11 protein-coding genes are annotated in these 14080 nt (G+C 73.0%); 4 read left to right on the forward strand and 7 right to left on the reverse strand.

Annotated features, from left to right (window positions below; genetic code table 11):
- Nucleotides 1–20 precede the first annotated feature (20 nt).
- On the reverse strand, nucleotides 21–941 hold the full coding sequence (locus ELR47_RS06530; protein ID WP_130649154.1) for a cobalamin-binding protein: 921 nt from the start codon (nucleotides 939–941) through the stop codon (nucleotides 21–23).
- 490 nt (nucleotides 942–1431) lie between these two features.
- On the opposite strand from ELR47_RS06530, the gene ELR47_RS06535 reads away from it, so the two are divergent.
- On the forward strand, nucleotides 1432–2178 hold the full coding sequence (locus ELR47_RS06535) for a DUF2231 domain-containing protein (protein WP_130649155.1): 747 nt from the start codon (nucleotides 1432–1434) through the stop codon (nucleotides 2176–2178).
- 85 nt (nucleotides 2179–2263) lie between these two features.
- Here the strand turns inward: ELR47_RS06535 and ELR47_RS06540 are convergent, their stop codons facing one another.
- Nucleotides 2264–2470 (reverse strand): heavy-metal-associated domain-containing protein, encoded by a 207-nt coding sequence (locus tag ELR47_RS06540; protein ID WP_130649156.1) that lies wholly within the window; start codon nucleotides 2468–2470, stop codon nucleotides 2264–2266.
- A 132-nt stretch (nucleotides 2471–2602) separates the two neighbouring features.
- Here ELR47_RS06540 and ELR47_RS06545 point away from each other — a divergent pair, with 132 nt between their 5' ends.
- A complete protein-coding gene (locus ELR47_RS06545; protein WP_130649157.1) occupies nucleotides 2603–5887 on the forward strand; it encodes an ATP-binding protein in 3285 nt (1094 codons plus the stop codon).
- Here the strand turns inward: ELR47_RS06545 and ELR47_RS06550 are convergent.
- Nucleotides 5871–6440 (reverse strand): RNA polymerase sigma factor, encoded by a 570-nt coding sequence (locus ELR47_RS06550; protein ID WP_130649158.1) that lies wholly within the window; start codon nucleotides 6438–6440, stop codon nucleotides 5871–5873. The genes ELR47_RS06545 and ELR47_RS06550 overlap by 17 nt on opposite strands.
- Before the next feature lie 309 nt (nucleotides 6441–6749).
- Between ELR47_RS06550 and ELR47_RS06555 the strand changes: the two genes are divergently transcribed.
- A complete protein-coding gene (locus ELR47_RS06555) occupies nucleotides 6750–7805 on the forward strand; it encodes a ScyD/ScyE family protein (RefSeq protein ID WP_165403888.1) in 1056 nt (351 codons plus the stop codon).
- Between the two features lie 177 nt (nucleotides 7806–7982).
- On the opposite strand, the gene ELR47_RS06560 is transcribed toward ELR47_RS06555, so the two are convergent.
- From ELR47_RS06560 to pgsB, 4 genes are read right to left on the reverse strand one after another with little or no spacing between them, the layout of a single operon-like run.
- Entirely contained in the window at nucleotides 7983–9734 is a 1752-nt protein-coding gene (locus ELR47_RS06560) for a gamma-glutamyltransferase family protein (protein WP_130649160.1), read from the reverse strand.
- Nucleotides 9731–10918, reverse strand: coding sequence for a CapA family protein (locus ELR47_RS06565; protein WP_130649161.1), 1188 nt, complete (start codon nucleotides 10916–10918; stop codon nucleotides 9731–9733). Before ELR47_RS06565 ends, ELR47_RS06560 begins: the two co-directional genes overlap by 4 nt.
- A 4-nt stretch (nucleotides 10919–10922) precedes the next feature.
- On the reverse strand, nucleotides 10923–11378 hold the full coding sequence (gene pgsC, locus ELR47_RS06570) for a poly-gamma-glutamate biosynthesis protein PgsC (RefSeq protein WP_130649162.1): 456 nt from the start codon (nucleotides 11376–11378) through the stop codon (nucleotides 10923–10925).
- Nucleotides 11378–12610, reverse strand: coding sequence for a poly-gamma-glutamate synthase PgsB (gene pgsB, locus ELR47_RS06575; RefSeq protein WP_130649163.1), 1233 nt, complete (start codon nucleotides 12608–12610; stop codon nucleotides 11378–11380). Before pgsB ends, pgsC begins: the two co-directional genes overlap by 1 nt.
- A 299-nt stretch (nucleotides 12611–12909) precedes the next feature.
- Here pgsB and ELR47_RS06580 point away from each other — a divergent pair, with 299 nt between their 5' ends.
- Nucleotides 12910–13926: a C40 family peptidase gene (locus tag ELR47_RS06580; RefSeq protein ID WP_130649164.1), complete on the forward strand. Its 1017-nt coding sequence runs from the start codon at nucleotides 12910–12912 to the stop codon at nucleotides 13924–13926.
- The last annotated feature ends 154 nt before the right edge of the window (nucleotides 13927–14080 follow it).

Consider the following 14080-nt stretch of genomic DNA (forward strand, 5'->3'; position numbering starts at 1 on the left):
GCGGTCGGACCCGCAGGAGATCAGGCCGTCGGGAAGGGCTCCCAGGCGTCTCCGCGGTGCGCAGGCGCGACGACGTCGGGGTGCAGGATCTCGGCCAGGATCTCGGTCGACTCGGCCAGCCGAGGGCCGGGGCGGTTGAAGAAGCGGTTGCCGTCGGTCAACGCCACCCGGCCCTCGCGCACCGCGCGCAGCTGGGACCAACCCGGCAGTTCGCGCAGCACGGCCGCCTCCTCGCGCGTGCGAGGCAGGTCGAACCCGCACGGCAGGATCACGATCACCTCGGGATCGGCCGCGCGCACGGCGTCGAACTCCAGCCAGGGGGAGTGGCGACCGGCGACGCCGAACAGCTCCTGTCCACCCGCCGCCGCGAGCAGTTCGGGCATCCAGTTGCCGGCCGCCATGAGCGGCTCGATCCACTCGAGCGTGAGCACCCGACGCCGAGGCAGGTCCGCGGTGCGCCGGGTGACCGCGTCGATGCGTGCGGTCATGTCCGCGACCAGCTGCTCGCCGCGCTCGGGCACCCCGAGTGCAACCGCGACCCGGCGAACGTCGGCGTACACGTCGGCGAGCCCGTTGGGTTCCAGCGCCACCACCTCGGCGTGGCCGTCGAGATGGACGTCGACGGCCTGCTGCACCTCGTCGGCGCTGACGGCGCACACCTCGCACTGCGACTGGGTCAGCACCACGGTCGGGTCCAGCTCGACGAGCACGTCGGTGTGCACCCGGTAGACCGACAAGGCCTGTTCGAGGATGGTGCGGACCTGACGGTCGACCTCGGCGGAGGTCCCCGTCATGGGAGCCTTCGGCTCGGTCACGATCGGGAGCCGCTCGACCCCGGCGGGATGGTCGCACTCGTGGGAGCGGCCGACGAGGCGGTCCCCGCAGCCGAGCGCGTGCACGATCTCCGTGGTGGAGGGCAGCAGCGAGACGACGCGGTCCATGAGCGGTGTCCTCCGGCGGTGGGAGTGCGGCCGGCAACCGTAGTCCTCGCCGCGGCGAGGACCACGTCACCGCTGGGGCGACGAGTGTTCACCCCGGCGTCATCCCGGGCAGGCGTCCCGGTCACCTGCCGACGTCATCCTCGAGGGCGGGCACACGAGCCGGGAGGCCCCATGGAGCAGGTCCTGATCGCCCTCGCCGCACACGTCGCGGTCGTGCTGCTCGACCTGGCGGTGCAGACGCTGCGACGACGCTGGTCGACCCGCGCGGTGACGGTCGCCGCCTGATCCGGCACGTCGGGGCCGCACGGGGTACCCCGTGCAGCCCGGTGGCGGTGTCCGGGGCGCCACGTGGCTGGTCGGTGCCGGCGTGCCGGCGGCCACGGTGGGTTGGCCGGCCGGTCGGTTCACCGGTGTCGCGCCGGCGGGCAGGCTCCTAGCGTCGTCGACCTCGACCGGCGACGCCGGTCCCTGGCCCGAAAGGTGTGCCCCGATGCGCCATCCCTACGATCTCGCCGTCGGCCTGGAAGAGGACGAACGCCTCGACGCGGCCGTGAACGCGCTCGAGCAGGCGATGCCGGCGAAGCTGCTGGACCCCGCCACCCGCCGGGCGCTCGAGGGCCGCTCGTTCGGCCACACGCTGCACCCGTTGCTGATGCTGCTGCCCCTGGGGACCTGGACCAGCGCCACGGTGCTGCGGCTGCTCGGGCCGCGCCGGTACTCCGGTGCGGCGTCGACGCTGACGGCGGTCGGCCTGCTCGCCGCCGCCCCGACCGTCGCGACGGGACTGGTCGAGTGGCAGCGTGCCGAGCCGTCCGCGAAGCGGGTGGGGGTCGCTCACGCCGCCGCGAACACCGTCGCGCTGGGGATGTACGCGACCTCGATGACGTCGTCGTGGCGTGGCCGGCGGATCCGTGCACTGATCGCCGCGCTGGCCGGTGCCACCGCCGCGGGGGCCGGTGGCTACCTCGGTGGTCATCTGTCCTACGCCCAGGGCACCGGGGTCGACCGCAACCGGATCGACCCGGCGCTCGTCGACAGGGGCTCGTCGGAGGGTGGCGGCGACATCGAGGTGGTGTCGGCCGACACGGGGTCCGACGCCGACACGGGGTCCGACGCCACGGCCGGTGCCGGCGGGACGGCTGGTGCCGGCGGTACGCCAGGGGCGCCGGCGACGGCTCCGCGCGACCTCGCCGCCCCGGTGGACGTCCCGGCCCCGATCGACCGGCCTGCCACCTGACCGTGGCGGACCGCCGGCCGGCGTCGGGAAGCGCCTGCCCGTCCGGGCCAAGAACACGACCGGTCGAGTCCACCCGTCACCTGGATCAGGCCGGCGGGTAGCCGGCCGTGGCGAGCAGGTCGCGCAGGGCCGCGGCCGTCACGCGGTGCTCGTCGAAGGTCACGGTCGCGAGTCGGCGTCGGACGTCGACCTCGGTCGACACGACGCCGACCGCGGCCTGCAGTGCGCTGACGATCGCGGCGCGGCAGGCACCACAGTGGGCGCCGGGGACGTCCAGGACCAGGGTGCGCACCGCGACCGCCTCGCTCGGATCCGACGAACCGAGCCTGCGCCGCGTTGCTTGGGGCTACGTTGCGGTGAGCTTGGCCGGTCCCCCGGAGATCGGCCCGTCGACGTGTGGAGTGTCGACGGCAGGGGGTGAGGGTTGGAGTTCCGCCTGCTCGGACCGCTGGAGGTCCACCGTGGCGGCACGCCGGTGGCGATCGGCGCGCCGAAACTGCGTGCCCTGCTCGTGCTTCTGCTGCTCGAGACCGGGCGCACCGTGCCCGCTGACCGGTTGGTCGCGGATCTGTGGGGGGAGCAGCCCCCGCCGCAGCCGTTGGTGTCCCTGCGCTCGTACGTGTCGAACCTGCGGCGCCTGCTGCAGGAGCCCGGTGCGCCGCCGGTCATCGTCACGGGAGGACGTGGCTACGGGTTGACCATCGCGCCGGACGCCATCGACCTGCACCGGTTCGAACGGCTGGCTCGGCAGGGGCGGGACGCGGTCGCCCGGGGCGCCGCGCGCGCCGGCCTCCTGGCGCTCGACGAGGCGCTGGCCGCCTGGCGGGGTGAGGCGCTGGCGGACGTCGCGACCGAGCCCTACGCCCAGCCGGTCGTCGCCAAGCTCGACGAGCTGCGCTTGACGGCGACGGAGGACCGCGTCGAGGTGCTGCTGGCACTGGGCCAGCACCTCGAGGTGATTCCCGAGCTCGAGGCCCACGTCGGCCACCACCGCCTGCGCGAGCGACCGCGACGACAGCTGATGCTGGCGCTGCACCGCGCCGGTCGCAGTCCCGAGGCACTGCAGGTCGCGGCCGGATTCCGTGCCGAACTCGCCGAGGAACTCGGCCTCGACCCCAGCCAGGAACTCCGCGAGCTCGTCGACCGCATCCTGCGCCAGGACCGCGGCCTCACTCCGGCGACATCCGACGAGTCGAGCTCGGTTTCCGGCGAGTCGAGCTCGGTTTCCGGCGAGTCGAGCTCGGTTTCCGGCGAGTCGAGCTCGGTTTCCGGCGAGTCGAGCTCGACGCCCGGCCCGGCCGTCACCTCCTCCACGTCCGTCGACGGCGGACCCCCCGCGTCCCCGCCGCCGACGTCGTCGGTGCCGCCCGTCGACACCGGCACCCCCGTCGACACCGCCGCGGTCGACGCCGGCGCGGCCACGGTGCCGGGTGCGGCCCTGTTCGGCCGTCGCAGCGAACGCCGGGCCCTGCGTGCTGCGCTCGACGCCGCTCGCGTCGGACGCGGCGGAACGACGCTGCTGGCCGGCGAGCCCGGCATCGGCAAGACCTCGCTGCTGCGTGAGCTGGCGACCGCGGCGCGCGTCGCGGGGGTCCCCGTCGCGTTCGGCCGCTGCCTCGACGCCGAGGGGGTGCCGGCGTTCTGGCCCTGGGTCGAGGTGCTGCGCCAGCTCGCCGCGGATCTCGACGGGGCGGCCCTACGGGCGGCGCTGGCCGACGCGGCGGCGCCGATCACCCAGCTGGTCCCCGAGCTGGCGGCACGCGCGGGGAGCGAACCGGCCGGGCTCGGCGCGGACCCGGGTCTGGCGCGCTTCACGCTCTACGAGGCGGTCGCGACCTTCCTCGACCGTCTCGCCGCACGGGCCGACGGAGGCGGGCTGGTGGTCGTCGTCGACGACCTGCACTGGGCCGACCTGCCGTCGCTGCAGTTGCTGACCTTCCTGGCGGCCCGGGCGGCGCCGGCCGGTGTCTGCCTCGCCGGCGCCTATCGTCGTGCCGCCGCCGACCGCACCGCCGAGCTGGACGCGGCCCTGGCCGAGCTCGCCCGTGAGCCGTCGTCGACGACGCTCGAGCTCGGCGCCCTCGGACTGGAGGACGTCGCGGCCATCGCCTCGGACGTGGCCGGCTCCGCGCCCGACCCGACGCTCGTCGACGAGCTCGTGCGTCGCGGGGGCGGCAATCCGTTCTTCACCCGGCAGCTGGCCGCCTTCGCGCTCGAGCACGACGACGACGATCTGCGTGGCGCGGTCCCCGTCGGTGTGCGGCACGTGCTGCTGCGCCGGTTGCAGTTGGTGCCCGTCGGGACGCGTCGGGTGCTCGAGGCGGCGGCCGTGCTCGGGCAGGACGTCGACGCCCGGCTGCTCGCCCGGGTCACGGGGATGGACGTGCTCGACGTCCTCGACCACCTCGACGTCGCCATCGAGCATGCGCTGGTCGAGGTGACCGGCCATGCCGGCGGGGCGGGTGCTCAGGCCGGTGGGGCGTACCGGTTCGTGCACGCGTTGGTGCGCGAGACCCTCGACGAGGAGCTGACACCGGGCCGAGCTGCCCGGTTGCACGCGGCGGCCGCCACCGCCCTCGAGGCGGCCGGGCAGCCACCGGCCGCCACCGTCGCCCAGCACCTGTGGCTGGCCGCGGACGTCGTCGACGTGGCGCGGGTGATCGCCTGGCTGCGCACGGCCGCCGACGAGGCCCTGGCCGTGTACGCCTGGGAGCAGGCCGAGCAGCACCTGCGCCGTGCCCTGCACCTGCTCTCGCACGCCGGGAACGACGATCCCGGTCTGGAGCTGGCGGTGCGGCTGCGGCTGGTCGACGTCCTCACGCGCGGTCGTGGTTGGGTCGCCAACGACATCGACGAACTCGTCGGGTCGCGGCTGCGGGAGCTCGACGGGCAGGTGGGGTTGGACCTCGACGTCCTCGCGCTGTGGTGGTCGCTGTGGACGAACGTGACCACCCGCGGGCAGCTGGACGCGTCGATCGAGCTGGTCACCGAGCTGCTCGCCCGCGCCGAGGTGCCCGGAGCGGACCCGGCCGTGCGGGTGGCCGCCCACCTCGCCGCGGCCTACACGCGCCTGTTCCGTGGCGAGGACCCGGCGCTCGTGCGCGAGCACCTGCGTCGTGGACGGCAGGCCGAGGCGGAGGCGGGTCCGGTGGATCTGGCCATCACGCCCGAGCACCTGTCGGTGTCGCTCGGTGTCGCCTGTTCGATCGCGCACGGGTTGTACGGCGAGGTGGCGGCGGCCGAGGCGGCGGTCGCGGACCTGATCGCCCAGGCCCGTACGGTCGGCACCCCGTTCTCGCTCGGGTACGCGCTGCTGTTCGCTGCCTGGACGTGCGCGACGATCGATCGTCCCGAACTGGTGCGTGCGCAGCTCGACGAGTGCCTGGCGCTGTGCGAGCGGACGGGTCTGCACTTCCTGGCGACGCTGGTCACGCCGCTGCACGGCTGGGCGCTGGCGCGCACGGGCGCCGACCCGGCGGTCCAGGCTCCCCGGATGGCCGAGGCGTGCGAGCAGCTGCTGGTGGCCGGGCAACGGCATGCGACCACCTGCTGGCGGCTGCTGCTCGCAGAGGTCCACCTGCTCGCCGGGGACCGGGCGGAGGCCGAGGCGGAACTCGCGCGCGCCCGGGCCCTGGGGACGGCCATCGGTGAGCACGCCTACGGCCGGTTGTTCGCCGCGTTCGCGCCTCGGGTCACGGCTGACGCGTGACCGCGCTCGCGGCGAGCTGACGGCGGGAGCGGTGCAGCCGGCTGCGGACGCTGGCCGTGGCCAGCGAGAGCTCCTGTGCGATGTCGTCACAGGAGCGGTCCTCGAGGTAGTGCGCCACCACCGTGCGGCGGTCGGCAGGGGCGAGCTGTTCGAGCAGTCGGTCGACCTCGTCACGGTGCGCGACGTGCTCCTCGGGGCCCGCGTCGATCACGCTCGGCGTCGGTCGGCGATCCATCGTCCGCCGTTCGAGGTCGCGACGGCGATAGCGGGTCACCAGCTCGTTGCGCAGCGCGCGGAAGAGGTAGGCGTCGGGGTCGTCGGGACGTCCGATCCGTTCCCAGCGGGCCCACACGCGCAGCAGGACGTCACTGGCGACGTCCTCGGCCTCGGTGGTGTCGCGCAGTCGGGCGGCGGCGAAGCGGCGGGCGCGGTCCCAGTTGTGCGCGTACCAGTCCAGGGCGTCGGGCGGGGGGCCGGGGGCAGCGTCGGTGGCCGGGGCGGGGATGCCCGGCGCGGGGAGCGTCGAGGTGGCGGTGGTGGAGGTGCTGGTCATCGTGGTGCTCCTGTGGGCATCGACGTGCTGGTCGTCGCACCTGCTGGTCGTCGGGGTCCTGCGCCGAGGAGACGCGGAGTGGGAGGGTGATGCGGCCCGTGCGGTGCGCGTCCACGCCCGGCCGCGCCGACGGCCGCAACCTGCGGGTGCGGGCTTGCCCGGCGGTTGACGGCCGGTTGTGCCCACTTCGACCACCCCGTTGCCCTGCGCCGCAACGGCGACCCAAGCTCGCCCCAACCTCCGGGTCGGACGCTGCCGGGCAGGGACGACGGCTGCACCGGGCAGCCACCCGCTGGAGAGGAAACGCTCGTGTCCGAGCACGTACGACGCCGCAGCACCCGCCGTGCCGCGGCCGCCGGGCTGGGCCTGGTGCTGACGACGGCAACCGTGTCGCCGGCATCGGCCGCGCCGACGCCCACCACGCTCGCGGAAGACCTGCAACTGCCCCTCGGCCTCGCGATCGGCGACGACGGGACCGTCTACGTCGCCGAGTCGTTCTCGACGCTGACGGCCATCGACAAGCAGGGCCGGCGCTCGAGCGCCTTCGAGGGACCGATCGGTGGGGTCGACGCGACCGGCCGCGGCAACGTCGCGGTCGTCGGCGGGGGACCGACCGGGCTGACGCGGGTGCTGCCCAACGGCCGCACCACGACGGTGACCGACCTCGAGGCGTACGAGGCCCGCGCGAACCCGGACCGGGGCGCCCGCTACGGCTTCACCGGGGTCGACGCCACCTGCGCCGAGCAGTTGGGCGGGTTCCCCCTCGAGCCCTACGACGGGATCGTCGAGTCCAATCCGTACGCGGTCGCCATCGCCGGCGGGGACTGGTTCGTCGCCGACGCCGCCGGCAACTCGATCCTGAAGGTGTCACGCAACGGTCGGATCAGCACCGTTGCCGTGCTCCCACCGGTCGAGGTGGTGTTCACCCCCGACGTCGTCGCGCTCGTCGAGCAGGAGTACGAGCTGCCGCTGCCCGCTTGCGTGGAGGGGGCGACCTACCGTGCCGAGCCGGTCCCGACCGATGTCGAGGTGGGTGCGGACGGGGCCCTGTACGTCTCGTCGCTGCCTGGCTTCCCGGAGCTGCCCGGCACCGGCGGGGTGTTCCGCGTCGACCGTCGCACCGGCGCCGTCAGCCGGGTCGCCGAGGGGTTGAGCGGCGCGGTCGACCTCGCGGTGGCCGCCGACGGGAGCATCTACGTCGCGGAGCTGTTCGGCGGTCGGATCAGCCACGTCTCCGGCGGCCAGGTCACCACCTTCGCCGAGGTGCCGTTCCCCTCGACGGTGGAGGTGACCGACGACGGAGCGGTGTACGCCACCATCGGTGCGTTCTTCCCGAGCGCCTCGCTGGTGCGCTTCACCCCCTGACCGACGTCACGTGGGGCACGTGTCGAGGAGGACGGCTGGGCCGGTGCGGGGCGCACCGGCCCAGCGCCACGTCGGGAGCGCACCGATCGGGCGCGGCATGGTCACCGCTCGTCGAGCCGGTCGAGGACGGCCGGGCACAGGATCCCGCCGGTCGGGACCTCGCCGGAGGACCGGCGCTCACCCGCCGCCGGACGCCCAGGTGCCGGTGCGGCGGGTGTCGTCCGCGCCCTCGATGGTGCGTTGGTCCCAGTCGATGCGCAGGGCCTGCACGCCGCCGAAGTACTCGGTGGTCGGGACCTGGGTGGTGACCTCGTAGCCACGCGCGGCGAGTTGGCTCGACGCGTCGCCGCCGACGGACTCCTCGAGTTCGAGACGCGAGCGTTCGAGGTGGAAGCGCGGTCCCATGATCGCCTCCTCGAGCGGCTGGCCGTGGGCGGCCCACCGGACGATCACCTGCGCGACGATGTTGGGGATGCGGCGGCCGCCGGGGGAGCCGATCGCCAGCTCGGGCCGGTCCTGGTCGTCGAGCACCACCGTCGGCGTGACGAAGCTGCGGGGGCGCTTACCGGGAGCGATCGCGTTGATCGAGTCCGGTTCCGGGTCGAAGTTCTTGAGCTGGTCGTTGAGGAAGAACCCGGAGACGGGCAGTCCTGAACCGAAGAAGTTGCTGAGCGTGTTCGTCATCGACACGACGTTGCCGTCGCGGTCCACGACCACCACGTGGGTGGTGTCGGTCTCGAACGAGATCGCGCCCTCGTCCTCGCCGACCGGGACGAACCCGTCGTCCGGGATCGCGTCCGCCAGCGCCTGGGTGTAGGCCGGGTCGAGCAGCGCGTCGAGGTCGACGTCCTCCATGCTGGGGTCGCCGACGAACGCGGAGCGCTGGTCGTTGGCCGCTCGCCAGGCCTGCGCCATCAGGTGGATGCCGTCGACCCCGTAGGGGTCGAGGTCGGCGATGCCGCCCGCATCGGCGATCTGCAGCAGCTGGATGACCGGCGGGCCGCTCACGGGCGCACCACCGGAGACGATGCGGCGTCCGGCGAAGCTGCCGACCGCCGGTTCGGTCTCCAGCACCTCGTAGGCGGCGAGGTCCTCGAGCTCGAGGCCACCGACGGTGTCGGCGATCTGCTCGGCGAGCTCCCCGGTGTACATGACCTCGGCGCCCTGCTCCTGGATCATCCGCAGGGCCTCGGCGTACTCGGGCTGGTGCAGCGTCTCCCCGGCGGCGATCGGGGTGCCGTTCGGGAACCATCGTGGCAGCAGGTGGATCGGCATGCGGTAGGCGGCGCCCTGGAGCCGGGCCGCGAGGTAGTCGTCGACCTCGACGCCGTCCTCGGCGAGCCGGGCCGCGTACTCGATCAGGCTGTCGAGCGCCAGTGATCCGTGCTGCTCGTGGATATGCTCCATGCCGGCCACGAAGCCGGGCACGCCGATGTCGGAAGCGGGCAGCTCGCCGCTCAGTGGGGCGGTCTCGCGGTAGTCGTAGTAGCGCGGCTCGCCCTCGGTCGGGTGCAGCAGCAGGGACCCGCCACCGCCGACGCCGGAGCCGAACGGCTCGGCGACCCCGAGTGCGTAGGCGACGGCCACGGCGGCATCCACGGCATTGCCGCCGGCGTCGAGCACCTGCATGCCCACGTCGACGGCGACCGGGTGGCTGGCGCTGACGCCGTACTCGTCGAGCAGTTCGGTCTCCTCGACCACCTCCTCCTCGTCGTCGTCGACGGGAGCGGCCTCGGCGCGCCGTTGGAGCTGGACGGGGTCACGGTCGCTGGGCGGTTCCCAGTCGTCCGCCTCGAGCTCGGTGAGCTCCTGGTCGAGGAACTCGGCGCGTTCCTGTCGGTCGCGGGGTTGGTTGTAGATCGCGACGCCGACCATGCCGAGCACGACGACCACCGAGAGCACGTAGTTGAGCCAGCGGTCGGTCATCATGAGGTGGTCTCCGGAAGCACGTGTGCGTGGTCGATCTCGGCCACCAGCGAGCCGCCCTCCTGGCGCCACTCGAGGCCCTCGCCGCCGCCGAGACGCTGGAAGATGCGTGCCCGGCGGTAGGCCTCGAGCGGTCCCGACAGCAGACGCGGTGCACCGTCACGCACCTCGACCGGGATCATCTCGATGCGGGCGGTGCCGTCCTCGGCGAGCTGGTAGCGGGCCACCGCCGACTCGCGGGTGCGCGACCAGCCCTGGTCGAACACGAAGTTGCCGAGGCTGTAGAACACCAGCGTGTCGTCGATCGTCTCCACCGTCTGCAGCACGTGCGGGTGGTGACCGATGACGATGTCGGCGCCGGCCAGGGCGGCGAGCTCGGCGAGTTCGCGCTGGTCGCGGTTGGCCGCGAAGCCGTATTCGGTGCCCCAGTGGAAGTGGGTGACCACCAGGTCGGCGTTGAACGACGCCTCGCGGATGAGCCGGCTCATGCGGTCGGGCTCGGCCGAGAGCACGCCGCCCTGGAACGCCAACGCCACGAAGCCGACCACGTAGGCGTCGCTGAACGACAGGGTCGCGACGGTGAGCCCGTTGTGCTCCTGGTAGTCGATCTCGATCGCCTCGGCCAATGACTCGCCGGCGCCGGTGTGGGCGAGTCCGGCGGCGTCGAGGGCGGCGACGGTGTCGCGCAGGCCCGGGATGCCATGGTCCATCAGGTGGTTGTTGGCCAGCGCCATGGTCGTGAACCCGGCGTCGACCAGCGCCTGCACGGCGCGCGGGTCGCTGGAGAGGTGGATGAGTTTGTCGGCCTCGGGAAGTGCGTCCGGATCCTCGGTGACGACCTGCTCGAGGTTGCCGGTCACGTAGTCGGCGTCGTCGAACAGGGGGGCGACCTCGTCGAGCAGTTGCGCGTGACCGTGGCGTTCGGCCGCGACCTCGACGTGGCGACCGAACATGATGTCGCCCACCATCGCGGCCCGGAACACCGCGTCGTCGTCGAGCGGGGCGGCGACGGCCGGATCGCCCTCCAGCACCCCGAAGCCGTGGACGGCGCCGACGACCAGGGCGGTGATGGCCAGCGCGACGCCGGTGTCGCGACCGGCGCGGCGGGCCTGGCGGCGCAGCAGGCGTTGCAGCCGGCCGCGCCAGGTGGTGGCCGGCGCGTCGATCGGGGGGTTGGAGTCGGTCATCGGCTCACCCGAAGATCAGGTTGACGCCGAACACCAGCAGGAACGTCACGCCGGCGAGCAGGAGCGTCGAGAGCAGCGTGTGCGGCAGTCCCTGACGGGCGATCGAGTTGGCGACCAGTCCGGGGACGATGACCCCGATGCCGCGGAACTCGTACACCTCGAACGGCAGGGCGGGATACAGGTAGTCGAAGATCAGCTTGAGCAGGATCCCCACACCGAGCATCGCCACGAAGCGACGGCGGCCGTAGAGGATGACCCACCGCGACACGCCGTAGTGCACGACGAGGAAGGTGGTGAAGCTGATCAGGAAGATCGCCCCGACGAACAGCACCTGGTCGAGGACCAGCGCGAGGTAGCCGGGGACGACCATGCCCGCCGGGATCACGCCGGTGCGCTCGGCGTAGATCAGACTGACGGCGACCCCGATCACCAGGGACAGGTAGAGCTCGGTTCCGAACATCAGGCGGCTCCGCGCGTGGGGGAGGGGTCGACGGCGAGGTCCTCGATGGCGGCGATCAACTCGGTCGCGCCGCCGTGCAGGTTGCCGATGCCGTACACGATCTGGCCGGAGAGCCGGTCGCGCAGCTTGTCGACCGCATCGGTGGGGGGTCGGTCGGTGAGATCGACGACGTCGTCGACGTCGATGGTGCCGGCGGCGACCGCGTCGAGGATCGCGCGGGTCTGCTCGCCGGTGATCACCAGCGTGTCGATCGGGAGCTTGGGCAGCACGTCGGTCGCGAACAGCTCCGTGCGGCTGACCCGGTCCGACCGGCAGTGGACGATGACGGTGAGTTCCCCGGAGGGCAGGGCCCGCTCCTGCAGGTGGTCCCAGACCGCCAGCGTCGAGGTCGGGTCGTTGACCGCGAAGCCGTTGACGAAGTACGCCGGCTCCTGCGGGTCACCGACCGGCAGGATGCGCATGGCGTAGCGGTCGACGGGGGCCTCGTGCATGCCGCGCAGTGCCACCTCGTCGTCGATGCCCAGCGAGCGGGTGACGGCCAACGCCACCGCGACGTGCTCGTCGAGCACCAGGTGGTCGAAGCCGGCCAGCTGCTCCTCGGTGACCGCGGACGGGTCGGCGACCAGCAGTTGGCTGCCGCGCTCGGTCGCGACCCGTCGGTAGAGCTCGGTGTAGTCGTCGGGGACGACCACGACCGTGCCGTCGGTCGGGATGCTCTGGGCGAACACGTCGGCGACGTCGTCGACGGTGGGGCCCATCACGTCGAGGTGGTCCTGCAGCGCGTTGCAGATGACCAGGAGGTTGACCTCCATCAGGTCGCGATGGAACGTCAGCTGGTACTCGGGGTCGACCGCCATGCATTCGACGACCATCGCGTCGGCGCGCTCGTCGGCGGCGCGCCGGTTGACCAGCCGCTGCTCGCTGATGTTGGGGCCCTCGGGGCGACGCTCCAGGTCGACCTCCTCGCCGGACCAACCGAGCAGGATCTTCGGTTCGGTACCGGTGGTCTTGCCCACGGTGCGTCGGCCGCCGGCGGAGAGCGCCCCGAGCAACAGGCGGGTGATCGTGGACTTGCCGCGTGAGCCGTTGACGCTGATGCGCACCGGGACCGCGTCGAGCGAGCGGCGGTTGCGGCGACGTTCGAGGACGCCGAGCACGAGCAGCAGCAGGAGCGCCGCCGCCACGGTGAACGTGACGGCGTCGTCGCCGGAGAGCAGTACGAAGTCGGCCATGGTCCTCGGGGAGCACGTCGGTCCTGGGGCCGTCGTCCCGGACGGCGTGGTGTCCCGGTCGGACAAGCTAGGACCAACGACCCGCTTCGCGGTAGCCCAGCCCCGGCCGAGGGGGAGGAGCGCGCGCGGATCGTTCTCTCTCGCGCCGGATTTGCCCGATTCGCCGCCCAGATCGACGGGAGCTGACCCGGTTGCACGTGCGGTCGGTCTCTGTACCTTCGTTGGTGTCCCGACGGGCGGATGTGACCACGCCAGCGCTCGTCCGTTCTCGGCTCCCGCTTGCTGCCCGGGAGTCACTCGTGTCCTTCGACGGGGTGTTCGTGCGCAAGATCTCCAGGTCCCTGGTCGCCGCCGGCGTGCTGCTGGTGTCCTCGACCGTCCTGGTCCAGGCGACCGTTGCCCACCGCGGCGAGCTGGTGGGCGGGCCGGTCTCGCTGCTGGACGCGGTGGCCGCGGCGGCCGAGACCACGGCGCTGCAGGCCGAGGTCGTGCGCGTCGAGGACCCCGCGCGCTCCGTGGTCACCGATGCCGAGGGGCGGTGGCTGGCGACCTTCACCGACGAGGCCTCGACGGTGGTGGTCCGTGGCCCCGAGCGCACCTTCGACGAGCCGGATGCGACCGCGGTCACCACCGACGTGTGGGTGCGGGTCCTCGAGCGGCCGTTCGACGGCGAGATCGACCGCTCGTGGCTGGCCGGCGCGCTGGCCGACAGGAGCGCCGACGTGCTCGAGGTGTCGACGCAGTACTTCGCCGACGCTCCCGAGGTGATCGACGGCGCGGGGCAGCTGGTGTCCGGTCCGGCCGCGTACGGGCCGTTGCAGCCCGACGGCTCGCGGCCCGTCGGTGCCGACTGGCACGACTTCCTCGGCGTCGACGCGCGCTACGGCGGACGCCTCGACCCGGCCGACCCGGAGGAGTACCGGGCGTTGGACTGCTCGGGTTACGTCCGCACGGTGTTCGGGTTCCGGCACGGGATGCCGATGAGCCTGCGCCCCGACGGCGGCGCGTCGCTGCCGCGCCGCTCGTTCGAGCAGGCCGCCGAGGCCCCGGGCGTCGTCCCGATCGCCGACGGCGAACTGGACGCGGAGGTGCTGCAGGCCGGCGACCTGGTGTTCTTCGACTCGCCCGATGACGCCGACGGTCGCATCGACCACGTCGGGATCTACGTCGGTGTGGACGACGACGGCGCGCACCGCTTCGTCCACTCGCGACGCTCGGCCAACGGACCGACCCTGGGGGGCGACGCCGATGGGGCCTCCGTGCTCGAGGGCGACGGCTACTGGTCCCGCGGCTTCGAGATGACGCGGCGACTGTGACCGGATACGCCACACGGGCAGGGGTGTCGGTGGCGTTGGGTGGGCGTTCGCGTGCACACCGCGATCGGGGACGGCATTCGGTGCGGTATGCGAGAATGTCGCCCCCCTGGGCGCTCGTCCCGCGGCGGAGGCTGGTTCCCCCCGCAAGGATCGG

The organism is Egicoccus halophilus, from assembly GCF_004300825.1.
GTDB lineage: Bacteria > Actinomycetota > Nitriliruptoria > Nitriliruptorales > Nitriliruptoraceae > Egicoccus > Egicoccus halophilus.

Coding starts and splice junctions, on each gene's coding strand:
- ELR47_RS06530 (WP_130649154.1), bottom strand. CDS start 941: ATGGACCGCGTCGTCTCGCTGCTGCCCTCCACCACGGAGATCGTGCAC.
- ELR47_RS06535 (WP_130649155.1), top strand. CDS start 1,432: ATGCGCCATCCCTACGATCTCGCCGTCGGCCTGGAAGAGGACGAACGC.
- ELR47_RS06550 (WP_130649158.1), bottom strand. CDS start 6,440: ATGACCAGCACCTCCACCACCGCCACCTCGACGCTCCCCGCGCCGGGC.
- ELR47_RS06560 (WP_130649160.1), bottom strand. CDS start 9,734: ATGATGACCGACCGCTGGCTCAACTACGTGCTCTCGGTGGTCGTCGTG.
- ELR47_RS06565 (WP_130649161.1), bottom strand. CDS start 10,918: ATGACCGACTCCAACCCCCCGATCGACGCGCCGGCCACCACCTGGCGC.
- pgsC (WP_130649162.1), bottom strand. CDS start 11,378: ATGTTCGGAACCGAGCTCTACCTGTCCCTGGTGATCGGGGTCGCCGTC.
- pgsB (WP_130649163.1), bottom strand. CDS start 12,610: ATGGCCGACTTCGTACTGCTCTCCGGCGACGACGCCGTCACGTTCACC.